Origin of the sequence: Hymenobacter sp. HDW8 (genome assembly GCF_011305775.1) — a bacterium.
GTDB classification, from domain to species: Bacteria; Bacteroidota; Bacteroidia; order Cytophagales; family Hymenobacteraceae; genus Hymenobacter; species Hymenobacter radiodurans.
Genome location: NZ_CP049909.1, coordinates 22,574 through 37,631, shown reverse-complemented (window position 1 = coordinate 37,631; position 15,058 = coordinate 22,574). Strand labels below are relative to the sequence as shown.

Here is a 15,058-nt window from a genome sequence, read left to right as displayed (position 1 = left end):
ACAACTTAGCGGGCAAGGGTGGATAGCGTATTGTTTTGTAGTACCCGCCAGTTCTCCATTATGAAGCCGTGGGGGTTGTTTTCCGACCGCGTTACATCCCGAAGTGTGCATTCAGCAACCAAGTCCCGGTTGGTGAACGACGTAGCCCGAATCAGGCGCTGATGGGCGTAAGCGCGGGCCGTGATCGGCCGGGTAGTGCTAAGGACCACGCTATCCACCGTGACTTCCATACTGATGTTAGCAGAAATCAGGTCGTTGTAAAAGCCGCGCTCTTTCAGGTTCTCGTACTCCCGCTTAGCAGAGTTATCCGCTAGGTAGAGGGCTTGGTTAATGTTGCCATCAATGGCCTTTTGGTCGGGGTCCAGGGTGAAAAACAATTCATGAAAACGCTTGATGTGGCTCCGGGCCTCAACCGGCCGGTTAGATCGGGCATCGGTTGCGCCAGCCGTGAGCAGTTGGCCCCCTCTAATACATAAATTCGATTCGCTGCCGCCGCCGAGTTCTGAAAGGAGAAATAGGCTATGGTAATTGCCAGGGTCAGGACGGAGATAATAAAAATGATAGCCAAAGTTTTAACCTGTTTGAAGGCGGAATCAATGGTTTTTAGGGATTCAAACATGATGGTAATGGTTATAGGACCAGCCTAGTGCTCGCCCTTGGTATTAAGAATTGCCGTTGTTGCGGCCTAAGTATCCGCCTACTCGCTCCCGGATTGCAGAGCCGGCCCGGTGGCCTAGTTGTTCACCCCGCGTCATATTGGCCGCGCCGCTGTAACCAAAGCCGCCCTGAGCAGCGCCAACCGTTGCCCCCAAACCGGTAGCGCCAGCCGAAGTGCCCTGAGCACCCATGCGGCCCGCAGCACCCATGCTCGCGCCGGCAGCTGCCGCAGTGCCCGTAGCCGCGCCCACGAAGGCACCAGCTGCTTGGCCAGCACCGCTAGCTGAAATGAGCATATCCGTAATGAAGGGCACCAGCACGTAACCAGCAATGGCAACAAGCAGGAAGACCAGGTAGCCGAAATCGGCTGAGTCAACCCCCCGTTGGGCGTTCAGGCGGTCAATGTCACCTTGCAGCATCTGCACCTGGAACGTGGCCATCATTGCGCCGAACACGTTGGCTACCGGCACCCACAACGAAATTGTAATGAAGTGCCCAAGCCATTTCTGAATACCGCCACCGAAGCCGGGGAAAATGGCAATGCCGAACGTTATTGGTCCGAGCACGGAAAGGACAACCAAGATGAAGGTGGAAAGGAAGTGAATCAGCAGCCGTGCCCCGACGTGGAACAGTTCAAGCGTATTCTTCATCCACTCCCGGAAATTCTGGTTTACATCGTATGAAACCTTCTGAAAGCTGAGGCTCATTCGGTCACCAATACCACCTATGCCCGTAGGTCCGGCCAAGTCAGCCAGTTTGCGCTCGTAGGCTTCATCAGTAGCGAAATCCTTGTTTTCAGGCTTATTGGCCAGAATGGTTTTCTTTTCTTCCTGTAACTGGATAATCTTCGCGGATTGGTCGTAGCGAACGGAATCCGTGCTATGAGAGAGCGCGCCCGTAAAGCCCCGTAGGCCCTGACAGAGCGCCGGAAAAAACAGGATGCACAAGCCAATCAAAAACGGCCGCAGCAACGGGTACACGTCGATAGGTTCTGCCCGCGCAATGTGCCCCCAGACCTTGGCACTGATGTAGATAAGCGCGCCTACCCCACCAATAGCCCGGCCTAGATTCGTGAATTGAGATACTAGGGGCATCATGTTGGTGTATAAATCATCCAACATCGTTTCCATCGCGTCTACTTGCGCGAGGATAGAATTTATGTCCATAGGAAAGTGGGACTAAGAGGCGGAACGGAAATGGAACAGAAATGCAGTCGTTACTTTTTGCCCATTAGGGCTAGCACCGACTCTTTATCTTGGGTGATTTGGGCCTGATAACGGGCAACTGCTCGGCACTTGCTGGTATAGTAGTTCATCAAGTCATGCTGACCTTCTATTTTGTCAGCTATGTTGTTGATGAACTCGATACGCTCGGGGTCGGTCATTTTGGCTTTGCCAGCGCTGAGTACCCCCACCAGCTCACTAAGCAGGCCTATATTCTCATTTAGCAGCTTGCCGTAGGTCGAGGCAGCCCCGGCAAGCTGGTTGACATCCAGTCCTTTGTTGCGCAGCTCAGGCATAATGTTGGCGTACTGCGTAATCATCGCCGCCTGATGGTCGTAAATTTCTTGCACCCGACGATAGGAGCGCACCCCGGAACTGATCTGTAGCAAGCTGCTATACCACTGGTCGTGTAGTTGTTGGGTTTTGTCGATTACGCCCTTAATCTGGCCGCTTACTACCTTCATATCCGCTGCCAGCAGTTTGCCTTGCGCGAGCAAGGTGCCCGATACGGTCTGATGCGTAATTTGTCTGCGAGATATCTTCTCGGAGATGGGAGCCGAGATAACAGCCGGTACTTGAGCGTATGCTTGGTGAGCACTGAGGGCCAGGGCCAGGGCGAAAAATTTGGAGAAGGTTTTCAAAATAGCTGTAGCTTTTATGTGAGCATCCTACCCCTACCCTACCGTTTCGACATGAGACTTCTAAGCGATTCCAGGTCTTGCGCTTGTTCTTTGGCTACCCGCATCATCGTTAGATTGCGCTGCGTGTAGTAGTTGACCAGGCCGGATTGATCCGTAATCTTCTTATCCAGTTGGTCGATAAAGCGCATCCGTTCGGCATCCGTCATTTTGAGCATAGCCGGGCTCACAATGGTTTGCAAGTCACCAATGGTGTTCGAGCTTTCCAGGAGCATCTTGCCGTACATGGTTGTCATATCCGCCAACTGTTGCGGCTTGATGAAGGGTGACTGGCGCAGCACCTCGATAGCGGATGAGTATTGTTGGATGATTTGCGTCTGCTTTTCGAAGATGTTCTTTACGCGGCGATAATCGCGAACCGCAGAGCTAACCGACAGTAGGCCATCGTACCAGTTTTGGGCCATGAGCATATTCTTCTCCGAGAACATCTTAGTTAGTTCTTGCTCCTTTACCCCCGCCGCCACGAGCTTATTAGCTGCTCTCGAGAGTACTTTCATGGTGCCTTGCAGGCCAGTTTGCACCCCACTTTGTACTTCCAATACCGGGGCCGTTACGACGAGCTGCGCCGAGGCCCGCGTGATACTAAGGCCCAGTAGTGCCAGGCTCAGGATTCCAAGTTTCTTATTCATAATAGTGGGATAAGAGGGTGAATAGAATAGTGGAATAGGCGGCTACTTTTTAGCCAGTGGTTCGAGGTAGGACATTTCCCGCTCAGCGTTCAGGCGGACGTGCTGCATTCCATCCCAAACCATCTGCATTTGAGGCACTGCTTTGTCGGAAGTGGGCGCGGGCTTGTCTTGGGTGAGGGGAACTAGCATCTTGGCCAACTGCTCACATTGCGGCGTGTATTTGTCCCAAATTTTGGCCTCCTCACCGGGCTTAAATTTTTTCAGGGATCGGGCGGTAATCACTTTGCGAATAACAGCGCGGTAGTTCTGCCATATGCCAGTGGCTAGCGGGTGCTCCTTGATACCTGAACCAAGCTCGCTACCGTACCAGTCGCTGACCGATTGGGCGTAGGCGCGTCCCGCCGCCACGTCGGCCGGCGCCCCAGGCAAGGCCGCTACGCTATCTGCAAAGGCCGTAGCCGCCGGGGCTTGGGCCGATGTGGCGGCGGCCGTTGCAGGCGCGCTGCCCGCAGCACCAGACGTAGATAATTCAGAGTTGCCACAGCCCGCTAAGGCCAGCAACATTCCCACAGAGAGCAAGGTGGTTTTCATATTTTCCCCTTTTGTTCAATTACCTCTTAACTAAGGCTTCTTCGCGCAGTTCGGCGGCAACCAGCTTTATAGCCGTGGGCATATCGTTGGTCTTTTTGAACTTGTCGAACAGCCTCACTTTCTCCGATTCTTCGGTGGAGTAGGTGATGTATTCCTCTTTGGATACTTCGATGGAGTACACCTTGGATACCACGCCCCCCAGGGAGATAAAGACTTCGGTGTAGCGGCCTCGTTCGGGCTTATTGTCCCGGTTTATGGAGAGAATGATAGCCTTCTCTTTTTCGGTCAGCGACAGCAGGGCTTGGATCTGGTCGAATTTGAGAATGAACTTGCGCTGGTCGAGCAGAATCTTGGTGTCGGAGTTATTGATAATGGCATCTTTGACAATTGCATTACCGATAATGTCGTCCACTTCCTGCGTCACTACGATTGCCTCACCGAAGAACTTACGCACCGTCTTAAACAGGTATTTGATGTACTCTGCCATTCCTGGCGTAGTCAGCGCCTTCCAGGCTTCCTCAATCAGGATCATCTTCCGTACCCCTTTTAGCTTGCGCATCTTGGAGATGAAGGTTTCCATGATAATGAGGGTTACTACTGGAAACAGGATTGGATGGTCCTTAATGTTGTCCAACTCGAACACAATAAATGGCTCATTCACCAAGTCCAGCTCTTTAGGCGAGTTGAGCAGGTAGTCGTACTCACCGCCCCGATAATAAGGCTTGAGTACGTATAGGAAATTGTCTATATCAAAGTCCTTTTCCCGTACTTTTTCCTCGCGCAGAATTTCCGAGTACGGTCCCTTTACGAAGTCGTAGAATGTGTTGAAACTAGGCTTGATAGCCGGGTTTTCCTCCAGCATCACGTAGTACAGACTTACGGCCGTGGAGAGCGAAACGTACTCCGATTGACTTACGTTTTCGTCGTCCTTCTTCCAGAGAGCTTGCAGCAAGGTTTTGATGCTTTCCTTCTTTTCTACGTCCAGCTTGCCCGACACCAGGAAGGGATTAAAGGCAATCGGGTTATCTTCTTCGTAGGTGAAGTACACGCCTCCTTTCAGCTCACAGAGGCCCTTATAGGAGTTGCCTGTATCGACCAGTAATACGTGTGCTCCTTGCTCGAAATACTGCCTAACCATGTGGTTAGTGAAAAACGACTTGCCCGAGCCCGAAGGACCCAGGATGAATTTGTTGCGGTTGAAAATGATCTGCTTTTTCATCGGCTCATCCGACAAATCCACTTGTACTGGCTTACCGGACAGGCGGTCGGAGAGCTTAATGCCTTTCGTGGCGCCCGTACTGCGGTAGTTGGTTTCCGTTGCCCAGAAGCATACTGCTTGCTCAATGAAGGTGTAAAAGGTTTCTTCACTAGGGAAGTCACCAGCATTACCAGGCACGCCACCCCAATACAAAGCAGCAATGTCTACCGTGTTTGGCCGAGGCTTGCAGTTCATAGTATTGAAGCCTGCATTTATCAGCTTGCGGATTTCGGTCAGTTCATCTTCACTTTCGGCCCAGGTCAGCACATTGACATGCACCCGCGCTGGCCGGCGCTTGGCGGCTACTGCTTCGTTGAGGTACTCCTGGTAGAACTGATAGTTGACCGTGTTCTGCCGCGAATAGAGCGAGAGCGAGTTAAGCCGGTCTTTCTTTTGCTCAAAGGTTTTAAGAGTTTTGGCCGTGTTATCCAGAAATACATATTGATTCAGGATGTGACTAGTGCCCAGCAGTAACCCCAAGGGTGCAGCAAACGAAATCGGAAAGTCGGTGTGTTCGGTGCTCAGTTGCTCGTAGCGAATATCTGGTTCCACGCCCAATGGCAAATCATCCAGATTCGCCACGGAAAACATATTGCAGACTTGTTGACCCACCTTTAACCCATCGGTAAGGTCCAGGTCCACTTGTTGGGCCTGGTCGGATAGGTTGAGCGCAAAATACTTTTCCAGCAGGCCCGCTTTTTCCGGGGTGCCAGCTAGCTCGTCAGAAGTGAGCCGGTGAGATCTGATGTAGGGGGCATTTGTGGGGCCTACACCTTCCAACGTTCGCACGAACTGCCCTACGTTGTCAAAGAAGGCCTCCATCACCTTCACATCGAGCATATCCTTGGGTACGATGTTACGCCGGGCCAGGAGCCCCGAAGCACTGTTCCAGTTAGGCCGCTCCGAGGACATTTTAGTAATGAATAAGTAGCAGTAGTGATTTAGAAAAGGGCGTTCGAAGAAGTGCCGCTCATAGGCTGCCGAGAGCAGGGTTCTATCCGTTTCAAATCCGGGCGCATATTTATCTTCTACAAACCAATCCTGCTTGTGTACAGCGCAGTGGTCAGGAAGCAGGCGCACCGCTTTTACAAAGGCTTGTTGCAGTTGCGCGTAATCTTCCCGGGAAAGCGTGAAAATTTCCGGTAGCTCCAGGCGAAAGGCCACCGTTACGTCGGCGTTTTTCGAGATAAGACAATCCTTCTCAATCTTATAAATCGGCTGCTTGGATTCGAGCGAGGCAGATGGTAGTATTTTACTGCTCATAATCGGGTTATAACTTAAGACCGGGCGCTACTAGCGCCCGGTCCGATCCTCATTTAAGTTTTGGAATAACCGACTTTGCCGATTGGTGATCCGCTTTGGCGCTGAACGCCGAGCACCAGCTTTCATCAAGCCGTACTCCCCGTATTTCGTGTTTAAGGCGAACACACCGGCCCACATACCCCCCCTAGCACAAGCGTTATAATAACCGATAGCAGCAGTGGCATACCGGCCAGATACATTGTCACGAAGGACACGAACACTAGGCCGATTCCTGCAACCAGGTAGTACACGTTGCTCCCAATGAGCCCATTAAATTCCCAAGACTTATTGATGCCGCGATTCAAGTTGTATTGAGGCATGGCAGCTTAGGCTTACAGGAAGAACGAACGAACTACAGTAGCTACTAGCACCAGGAAAATCATTGAGCCGAACCAAGACACGGCTGTTTTCTGCGTGTCTTGGTCGCCAGCGTTCCACTTGCTGTATACCTTGATAGCGCCAATTAGACCAAGGACCGCCCCGATAGCATACATGAGTCGAGTAAGCGGGTCGAAGTAGTTAGTAACCTGAGTAGTTGCCTGCGCAATGCCGCTGGAACCACCAGCAGCCCCGCCTTGTGCGAACACTACTTGGGTGCAAAGCACTAGCCCGAGAATGGCTACCGACGTGAGTATTTGCTTCTTTTTCATGTAGTTGTAGAATGATTAATGAGGAAAGAAAAAGGATTTAAGTTATTGATTATTAAAAGACTATAAAAAAAACTACGCGAACAGACCCGCTATTTCACTGCTATTTTCCTTTGTTCTAAGAGCCAATTGCTCTCCTAAAGTTGTGTCCACCAGTTGAGCCGGTACCTGGGGTTGCTCCCGGCGTGTAACTGAGATATGAAAGCAGCAACCGTGTTGACTTCAAACAATTCTTCAGTTTCTAGTGGGGTGATGTCTGCTGTTGAAGCTACTAGTTCCTCAAAGTCTGCTAGAGGCTCATAGAGGCCAGCAACAGCAGGCTGGTACACAATTTCGGCTTCTGCGGCTGCTACATCAACCAAGGTACACATAGTTTCAATATGTACCCCCTCCGTATTGGTTTCTGCAATAAGATTTTTAGAGTTTTTTTCTGTGCTTGTATTGTGTGTATGTACATCATTACTAGGTTCTTCCCCATTTTCTGTAGGCATCTGTCGAGCTTTCTGACGGATAAGTGCTTCTAACTGAGGGTTTGGGCGGTCCTCCTGCTCTTGCCGGGATTCGTCGGCTGCTATTGCTTCCGCCGTAGCACCGATAACTGACGCGGCGGCATCCATTGGGCCATTATTTTCGCCATCATACTGACCAGTCGCCGTAGCTGAAGAGTCTGGTAGCTCCCCTCCTACTACTATAGCCGCTGCATCAGGTAGATTCTCAACTGCCCCAGCTTCGGGAGCTTCAGTATCTGCTTCAGCTTGAGTTTTAGCCGTAGTAGCTGATTCAGTCGCCGCAGGGGTAGCAACGAAGGCTGACTTCGACCGCACTAGGGGCGGTGGAGCAGTTGCCGTAGTACCTGCGCCGGCCAATTGAGAACCGCCACTAGGTTTCCTGCCTTTCAGTATATTAGAAATGTCGTCGCGATAATAGAGGAAGCCGACTACTACATAATAGAGCACCAGCAGCACTAGGACGAATACAAAAAACTGGCTCCATGAATATTGACTAAGCATAGCTGTACAAATTGGAGGCTATATCCTAGCGACTAAGCTAGAGCCAGGATGTAGCCAGGGTTAAAGAACTTGGTGAATGGTAGAAATTGGGCAACGCGCTGCAAAGCCATTACACAAATGGTAATGGCTTACTCGATGACAGAAGGCGCAAACCGCTATGGAGGCTTAGCGTATTTGGTGTCTAGGATTTTTTAAGCCGTTGACGAAGCTTCTTTTGAATAGCCTTCTGTACTTCGGCATCGTGCTTATCTATGAATTGCTCGACTAGGTTATAAATAATGTCAGGCGGTGAAGCTCCCGCTCCTACTATTGTCCCGAGCAGCAATAAGTATTGATAATGGCGGTCAGGTATGCGAAGCGAGAAAGTTTTCTTTTCACTAGAGGGCACGAAAAGCGATGTTAAGTCAAAGCTTGCTGCTTCTCTATCTGCGGTCATTTCTACACTGGCCGTAGGGTCAACAGTCGAATCTTCGATAGATTCTGATTCGGAATTAGTTTCAGGTGATGGACTTGGCGTAGGCTCCAACACAGTAGCAGGCATTTGAACGGCCGGTGCCGGTTCTGGGGCATTTTCTTGTGTTGGCAGGCCTACCTCTGATGTAGCAGTAGCAGTAGTTTCAGGCGCGGGGCCACCGAAAATTTTTCTCCCTTTTGTTCTTGATTTCCAGTCGTGGATTCCGAGACAGAAAGAGCAGTCGGGGCACTTTTCGGGGGTATCGAAGACGATACAACCCCTTCGCCGGTTAAGTGATTAGCTGTTGCCCCCAATTTTAACATTTGGTCCAGTGCAGCTTTCTTTTCTTCCTCGCTTTTTGCTTTAGGTTTCGCCATTGGTGAATTTGACTTTAAAAGGTGTTCAGTACGTATTAGAGCAATTCATCCGAAGTCGAACCGGCTTCAATTGGAGTAGTAGTGGCAAAAGGCAACTCAATGGTTTTGCCGGAAGGCGTAACTTGGCCAGGCCCCACGACAATACAGAGCATTTCCATAAGCAACCTGCCCAGGCCCAGCTTTTCTAGCTCCCGCTCAGGCAGGGAGAATAGAGTAGAGCGTTTCTCTTTATAGCCAATCAGCAATTCTACCCGGCTTTTCAGTAGGGGTAAGCTCTTTTCCTGAAAAAACGCCTCTATCTTATCGTAAGTAGCCTTCCGCTCCGATTTTACAAAGCGATTCCAGAAAGCATAGTAGCCTAGCAAGTTTGATTCGTCGGGATCTGGCTGAGCTGACTTAAGAAAGCTGCTTAGAATCTGCATATACCCTGCGGTAGAGGCGATGGTGCCTTGGTCGGCTTCCATCGGCAGAAAGATGTATTGCACCATGCGCAGCAGGTCAGGAAGGCCCGCAACGTTGATTGTACCGGGCGTATCCACCAAAATGAAGTCGAACCCCTGCTGTTCCAGGGCGTCGATAGCATCAACCGACTTTTCCACGCTCGAAATGCTGATCGGGTAGGGCGGGATTCCCTGAGTGAGCAAGCGATTGCTAAAAGCAGACTCTGATTTTACTTTCTCCAATTCCTGCTGGCGGTAGACCTGAATCGTGTTTTGCGGGTAGTCACAATCTAGAATGGCCACTTTGTAACCATAGACATAGGCCAGAGCGGAGGCAACGTGTACTGTTATAGTAGATTTACCAGCACCGCCTTTTTGGGTAGCAAAGGCAATAACTTTAGGTTCATTCATTGGGATGCAGTTAAGTTGGCGATATGCTAAAGATAGCATCAATTCTGAAGCGGGAAAGCTGCGAACCAGCTAAGCGCCTCAGCCGCTTAGCCGGTTCGCAGCTTTGCTGCTATGCAGCAAAGCTGTAAAAGTGCAAAGGCGCAAAGCCTTAAAACAGCTATGCAGCAAAGCAGTTCAGCTACAAAGCCGCAAAGCCGCATTGCTGCAGAGCTGTATAGAAGCTAAAGAGCAAAGCCGCAAAGATGCTAAGCAGCTTTGCGGCAGAACTTCAAAGCCGCAAAGCTGCAAAACCCTAAAGCCGGAAAGATGCAAAACTGTATAGCCCTATTAGACCATATAAATTTCTTAAAATTTATTTTTAGAGCTGCTTTGCTGCAAAGCCGCTTCGCCGCAAAGCAGCTCATAAGCATTTTCTGTCTATTCCAGATTACCTAACTCTCTCACTAATCTACGAAGCTGCTATGTAGCAAAGCCGCTTCGCAGCAAAGCAGCATGAAACACATGTATAGTTACTAGGAGGTGTTAACAGTAGGTGTTAAGTTTAGGCATGGAGTATTTATTAACGGACGCGCAGTGGGCGCGGATTGCGCCCTTGCTGCCAGGTCGGGAAGGGACAAAAGGCGGCCGGGGCCAGGACAACCGCCGCTTTGTGGAAGCGGTGCTCTGGCTGACGCGCAATGGCTGCCGCTGGCGAGCCTTGCCCGCCACGTGGGGCAACTGGCACACGACCTACACACGCTTCCAGCGCTGGACCGCCTCGGGCGTATGGGCCCGGGTATTGGCGGCCGTGCAACAGGACAATGCCCTGCACACGCTGCTGGTCGACTCAACCACCGTGCGGGCGCACCAGCACGCTTCGGGGGCGCGCAAAAAAACGGGCCGCAAGCCCTCGGGCGCAGCCGCGGCGGCTTGACCAGCAAGTTGCACGTGGTGGCCGACGCGCAGGGGCGCTTGGTGCGCGTCGGCCTGACGGCCGGCCAGCGCCACGATGCCCCGCAGGCGCTGCCGTTGCTCGAGGGGCTTGCCCCAGCCTACCTCGTGGCCGACCGGGGCTACGATGCCGACCCACTCGTGGCCGCGCTGGCCGCCCGCGGCACCTGCGCCGTGATTCCGCCCCGGCGCAAGCGCCGGTACCCACGCGCCTATGATGCCGCGCGGTATGCCCAGCGCCACCCCATCGAGCGGCTTTTCAGCCGCCTCAAGCAGTTTCGCCGCGTAGCCACCCGCTATGACAAGCTCGATGCGCATTTTTTAGCCTTTGTTCACGTAGCCGCCACCATCCTCTGGCTGCGGGACTGTTAACACTTCCTAGTTATATATTAAGACTACATATTAAATGAATGCACTGCATTCGATCTATTTTTAATGCAGCTAAGCTGCAAAGCTGCTTAGCTGCAAAGCCGCTAAATATTTACTGATCTAGCCCCATTCAACGACCGTTCAGTGCCATCGTTCTGCTAACCCGTTCGACCGTACAGCAAGCCATGTCATTGTATATACAAACTTCGTTTATATCTTACAATGACATCGCCAAGTTCGCAGGCTCACTTGGCTTGGCTTGCTAAAGCGAACAACATAAAATAGCCCCCTAGTTTATTTAAATGTAGCTTAGCTTCACTCCCGAACGAAAGCCCCTATGACCAATGAAACAACCCTTGAACCAGTAGAGCCAAACCGCGACCAACAAATCAACTTTCGAGTAACCGAGCAGGAGAAGAATAGAATAATAGCCAACGCTAAGGCGGCTGGCTATAAAAAGTATTCTGATTATTTGCGCACTCTTGGAGTAGAGGGAGAGGTAAAGGAAATAATGCCGCCGGAGATACGACGGCAACTCGTAGGCATTGGGACTAACCTTAATCAGATAGCGCGGCGCGTTCAGTCCAGCGTCCTATACAATACCGACGAGGCCCACTTGAAACAAGCCTTAGCTATCATTCGCTCCTTTCTAAAATGATAGCTAAAACTGTAACCGGCAGCGACTTTGAAGGAGCTCTTATGTACGGTGCAGGTATGCGCCGAGCCAAGGCAAAAGAGCCGGATGATGCCCCCTACTGGTCGTATCTAATGTGATTCCAGGCAGCCCGAAAGAAATGGCTGAGGATATGCAAGCCACCGCTGCCCTGAGCAAGAAAGTGCAGAAACCAGTGTGGCATACGGTGCTATCCTGGAAGGCCGACGAGGTAGTTAGCCAGGCGCAAAAGGTAGCCGCAGCACGACGATATTGTGAGCTGATTGGCGCACCTATTGACCGTCACCAGGTAGTCGTTTATGAGCACCGGGATAAGAAGCACGCACACATTCACATCTACCTAAACAGGGTGCCGATAGATGGAGGCCCAGCCTTACGGACGGATAATAATTTCTACCGTCAGCCCGCCATCACCAAGCAAATAAGTCAGGAGCTAGGGATGCAGCCGATACCTGAACGCCGGCAGAGCTTGGCTGACGTGGACCCCATCAAACAAGCTGCGAGAGTGCAGGTACGGGAGGCCGTAAAGGAACTCGTAGCGCAACTGGGTAACAACAACCCTGTATGGCTGCAAACGCAATTAAAGCAACGAGGTATTGCTACTCGATACCGTCATGATAAGGGTGGCATCTTACGAGGCGTCAGCTTCGAGTTACAGGGAATAGCAGTAACGGGCCAGCAGGTCGGCTACAAAGCGGCCCAGCTTCGCGAGTTATTCCCGACTGGTCAGCAGCAGGTGCCCGCGCTACCATTGCCCAGCAGCCAGGGCGAGGACGAGGCCAAGAAAGCCCCTAAGCAGAAGCCGCGAGGACCCCGTTTATAGAATTGTATTTATTTAATCTACCCAACTAAATAGTAGTAGCATGGAGGACGAGAAAGCACTTAAAAAGATAATGGAATTTATGCGGCTCTTTGCCATAGTGCTGCTAGGTATAAACATCTACTACTACTGCTACGGCTACTTCAATTCGATGGGATGGAGCGCGGCCGTGGTAGAGCACATCATGGGTCAGCTAACCAAAAATTCCTTCTTGTTCAAGGCTAGTTGGGTGAGCAAAACACTAGCCGTAGTTTTCCTTTTGCTAAGCTGTCTTGGCACCAAAGGCCGGAAGGATGAGAATGTAAAGGGTATTTCCGTGGTAGGATACGGCCTTATTGGTCTAGCCCTGATTTATGGCTCTGATCTTATCCGCAGCATTGAAATGTCGCCGCTGGTAGCCACCGTGCTTTACTCGCTACTTCTAGTAGTGGGCTTTCTGTTGCTGCTGAGCGCTGGTAGCTGGCTGAGTAGACTATTCAATAACGACTTGATGAAAGATATTTTCAACAAGGATAATGAATCGTTTCCCCAGGAGGAACGGCTTATGCAAAATGAGTTCTCAGTGAACCTGCGCACGGAGTACCAGTTACGGGGAAAGAAGCACCAAGGCTGGCTGAACGTGGTGAATCCCTTCCGAGCCACGATGGTGTTGGGCACTCCTGGTAGTGGTAAGTCCTTTGCCGTGATAAATGAGTTCATCCGGCAGCACTTGGCCAAGGGTTTCTGTATGTATATCTACGATTACAAGTTTGACGACCTAAGCCGCATATGCTACAACACGCTGCTAAAGCATCAAGACAAGTTCGATAAGCCAGTGGGCTTTTATGTTATCAACTTCGACAACCCACGCAAGAGCCACCGCTGCAATCCGCTTTTGCCCGAAATGATGACAGATATAGTAGATGCTTACGAGAGTGCATCTACCATCATGCTAAACCTCAATAAGAGCTGGATTAGCAAGCAAGGCGACTTCTTTGTGGAAAGCCCGATCAACTTTGTGGCCGCTATCATCTGGTTTCTGAAGCTGTTCGAGAAAGGCAAGTATTGCACCTTCCCCCACGTCATAGAATTTCTAAGCCGGGACTATGAAGAAATCTTTCCCATACTGGCCTCTTACCCCGAGATTGAGAACTTGGTAAAGCCATTCGTTTCAGCCTTCCAGAAGGACGCGATAGAGCAGCTAGAGGGGCAGATTGCCAGTGCTCGTATTCCGTTGGGTCGGTTGGCCAGCCCGCAACTCTATTGGGTGATGAGTGGCAATGACTTCACCCTCGATATTAACAGCAACGAGGAACCCAAAGTATTGTGCGTAGGTAACAACCCGGACCGCCAGGCCATCTACGGCGCGGCCCTTGGGCTTTACAATGCCCGCCTGGTGAAGCTGGTAAACAAAAAGGGCAAGCGAAAAACTTCTATCATCATTGACGAGCTGCCCACCATTTACTTTAAAGGCCTTGATAACCTGATAGCCACGGCCCGGAGCAACAAGGTTTCGACCTGCTTGGGTTTCCAGGACTTCTCTCAGCTAGAGCGCGACTACGGCCAGAAGGAGGCCGAGGTAATTAAGAATACGGTAGGCAACGTTTTCAGCGGCCAAGTGTCCGGTAACAGTGGCAAATGGCTGAGTGAGCGTTTTGGCAAGATTTTGCAGAAGCGCCAGAGCCTAAGTATCAATATGCGCGAAACCAGCACCAGCTTATCTACGCAGATGGATAGCATGATTCCGGCCAGCACAATTGCCAATCTCACGCAGGGAAACTTTGTTGGAGCCGTGGCGGATAATTTCGGGGAGGAAATAGAGCAGAAGGTATTTCATGCTAAGATTCAGGTAGACATAAAAACTGTCACTGCTGAGGCGAAAAACTACCAGCCAATTCCCGACATTACCACCTTTATGAACCCTGCTACGGGCAAGGATGAAGCCGACGAGATAATACAGGCTAATTTCAAACAAATCAAAACCGACGTAAAAGCACTTTGTGCGCGGGAGTTGGCCCGTATTAAAAGTGACCCTGACCTAAAGCACCTCATCAAAGAGAAAGCCGAAAAGTAAAATGAAAGAAGCCGACCAGCCCAGCCCAAAGAACACCACACCCAATAGCCAACGTGTAGGTAAACGTCTGGCCATTATTCGTGAGGAATTGGGAAAGCACTACGGCGAGGCAGAATGGACGCAGGCCGCAGTAGCAAAACGGACTGGCTTAACGCAGAATATTATTTGGCGCATTGAGCAAGGGGAGGGAGGAAAAATTGAGAATTGGCTCAAAGTGATGGGCGTTTACGAGGCCGAGGGCTACAACCTAAATTGGGTTTTAACGAAGCATAACGGCCGGGTAGGTAAGCTTCAAATGGATGATGTGACGAAGAAGGCACCAGAGCCAATTCGGGATGCTATTCAAAAGCTTCTAGACCGCCACCTAATCGCCGTTGACGAGAAGCTAGAAGAGAAAATGCATGAGTTGACAGCACTGATAGGAGCGCATTTTCGCACCTCCTGAATTCAATATGGTATTCTATTTTCAATAAGCTGTATATTGATTGGCAGGAGCCTTAGAGGCTCCTGCCTTTC

15 protein-coding genes and 1 pseudogene are annotated in these 15,058 nt (G+C 51.0%); 5 read left to right on the top strand and 11 right to left on the bottom strand.

Annotated features, from left to right (window positions below):
- Positions 1–5 precede the first annotated feature (5 nt).
- From traK to G7064_RS21565, 11 genes and pseudogenes are all read right to left on the bottom strand, one after another.
- Positions 6–455 carry a conjugative transposon protein TraK gene (gene traK, locus G7064_RS21620; RefSeq protein WP_240935925.1) on the bottom strand — a complete coding sequence of 150 codons (450 nt, stop codon included), beginning with the start codon at positions 453–455 and terminating at the stop codon, positions 6–8.
- Between the two features lie 207 nt (positions 456–662).
- On the bottom strand, positions 663–1,823 hold the full coding sequence (locus G7064_RS21615; protein ID WP_166075415.1) for a hypothetical protein: 1,161 nt from the start codon (positions 1,821–1,823) through the stop codon (positions 663–665).
- 50 nt (positions 1,824–1,873) lie between these two features.
- Positions 1,874–2,521 (bottom strand): hypothetical protein, encoded by a 648-nt coding sequence (locus G7064_RS21610; protein ID WP_166075414.1) that lies wholly within the window; start codon positions 2,519–2,521, stop codon positions 1,874–1,876.
- A 38-nt stretch (positions 2,522–2,559) separates the two neighbouring features.
- Entirely contained in the window at positions 2,560–3,207 is a 648-nt protein-coding gene (locus tag G7064_RS21605; RefSeq protein WP_166075413.1) for a hypothetical protein, read from the bottom strand.
- A 42-nt stretch (positions 3,208–3,249) separates the two neighbouring features.
- Complete coding sequence (locus tag G7064_RS21600; RefSeq protein WP_166075412.1) at positions 3,250–3,798, bottom strand: hypothetical protein; 549 nt, start codon at positions 3,796–3,798, stop codon at positions 3,250–3,252.
- Positions 3,799–3,817: 19 nt separating this feature from the next.
- Positions 3,818–6,319, bottom strand: a complete 2,502-nt coding sequence (locus tag G7064_RS21595; RefSeq protein WP_166075411.1) for a TraG family conjugative transposon ATPase — start codon at positions 6,317–6,319, stop codon at positions 3,818–3,820.
- 30 nt (positions 6,320–6,349) lie between these two features.
- Positions 6,350–6,678: pseudogene (locus tag G7064_RS23370) on the bottom strand (DUF4133 domain-containing protein).
- Positions 6,679–6,690: 12 nt separating this feature from the next.
- Positions 6,691–7,008, bottom strand: a complete 318-nt coding sequence (locus tag G7064_RS21580) for a DUF4134 domain-containing protein (RefSeq protein WP_166075408.1) — start codon at positions 7,006–7,008, stop codon at positions 6,691–6,693.
- Between the two features lie 134 nt (positions 7,009–7,142).
- On the bottom strand, positions 7,143–8,015 hold the full coding sequence (locus G7064_RS21575; protein WP_166075407.1) for a hypothetical protein: 873 nt from the start codon (positions 8,013–8,015) through the stop codon (positions 7,143–7,145).
- A gap of 181 nt (positions 8,016–8,196) precedes the next feature.
- Positions 8,197–8,556 (bottom strand): hypothetical protein, encoded by a 360-nt coding sequence (locus G7064_RS21570; protein WP_166075406.1) that lies wholly within the window; start codon positions 8,554–8,556, stop codon positions 8,197–8,199.
- Positions 8,557–8,881: 325 nt separating this feature from the next.
- The gene (locus G7064_RS21565) at positions 8,882–9,697 is read right to left on the bottom strand and encodes a ParA family protein (protein ID WP_166075405.1); all 816 of its coding nucleotides are present in this window, start codon (positions 9,695–9,697) and stop codon (positions 8,882–8,884) included.
- Positions 9,698–10,244: 547 nt separating this feature from the next.
- Here G7064_RS21565 and G7064_RS21560 point away from each other — a divergent pair.
- From G7064_RS21560 to G7064_RS21540, 5 genes are all read left to right on the top strand, one after another.
- Positions 10,245–10,999, top strand: a protein-coding gene (locus G7064_RS21560; RefSeq protein WP_240935923.1) for an IS5 family transposase whose coding sequence is annotated in 2 segments (ribosomal slippage) — positions 10,245–10,575 and positions 10,575–10,999 — 756 coding nt in all. Because the reading frame shifts where the segments join, the coding sequence is not laid out codon by codon here.
- A 334-nt stretch (positions 11,000–11,333) separates the two neighbouring features.
- Positions 11,334–11,654, top strand: a complete 321-nt coding sequence (locus G7064_RS21555; protein WP_166075404.1) for a plasmid mobilization protein — start codon at positions 11,334–11,336, stop codon at positions 11,652–11,654.
- Between the two features lie 112 nt (positions 11,655–11,766).
- Entirely contained in the window at positions 11,767–12,492 is a 726-nt protein-coding gene (locus G7064_RS21550; protein ID WP_410505562.1) for a relaxase/mobilization nuclease domain-containing protein, read from the top strand.
- A gap of 40 nt (positions 12,493–12,532) precedes the next feature.
- On the top strand, positions 12,533–14,542 hold the full coding sequence (gene mobC / locus G7064_RS21545; protein WP_166075402.1) for a conjugal transfer protein MobC: 2,010 nt from the start codon (positions 12,533–12,535) through the stop codon (positions 14,540–14,542).
- Between the two features lies 1 nt (position 14,543).
- Complete coding sequence (locus tag G7064_RS21540; protein ID WP_166075401.1) at positions 14,544–14,987, top strand: helix-turn-helix domain-containing protein; 444 nt, start codon at positions 14,544–14,546, stop codon at positions 14,985–14,987.
- Positions 14,988–15,058 lie beyond the last annotated feature (71 nt).

Bases quoted from the DNA above. Each gene is read 5' to 3' on its own strand.
- G7064_RS21615 (WP_166075415.1), bottom strand. From the start codon at position 1,823: ATGGACATAAATTCTATCCTCGCGCAAGTAGACGCGATGGAAACGATG.
- G7064_RS21605 (WP_166075413.1), bottom strand. From the start codon at position 3,207: ATGAATAAGAAACTTGGAATCCTGAGCCTGGCACTACTGGGCCTTAGT.
- G7064_RS21600 (WP_166075412.1), bottom strand. From the start codon at position 3,798: ATGAAAACCACCTTGCTCTCTGTGGGAATGTTGCTGGCCTTAGCGGGC.
- G7064_RS21595 (WP_166075411.1), bottom strand. From the start codon at position 6,319: ATGAGCAGTAAAATACTACCATCTGCCTCGCTCGAATCCAAGCAGCCG.
- G7064_RS21580 (WP_166075408.1), bottom strand. From the start codon at position 7,008: ATGAAAAAGAAGCAAATACTCACGTCGGTAGCCATTCTCGGGCTAGTG.
- G7064_RS21575 (WP_166075407.1), bottom strand. From the start codon at position 8,015: ATGCTTAGTCAATATTCATGGAGCCAGTTTTTTGTATTCGTCCTAGTG.
- G7064_RS21570 (WP_166075406.1), bottom strand. From the start codon at position 8,556: ATGCCTGCTACTGTGTTGGAGCCTACGCCAAGTCCATCACCTGAAACT.
- G7064_RS21565 (WP_166075405.1), bottom strand. From the start codon at position 9,697: ATGAATGAACCTAAAGTTATTGCCTTTGCTACCCAAAAAGGCGGTGCT.
- G7064_RS21555 (WP_166075404.1), top strand. From the start codon at position 11,334: ATGACCAATGAAACAACCCTTGAACCAGTAGAGCCAAACCGCGACCAA.
- mobC (WP_166075402.1), top strand. From the start codon at position 12,533: ATGGAGGACGAGAAAGCACTTAAAAAGATAATGGAATTTATGCGGCTC.
- G7064_RS21540 (WP_166075401.1), top strand. From the start codon at position 14,544: ATGAAAGAAGCCGACCAGCCCAGCCCAAAGAACACCACACCCAATAGC.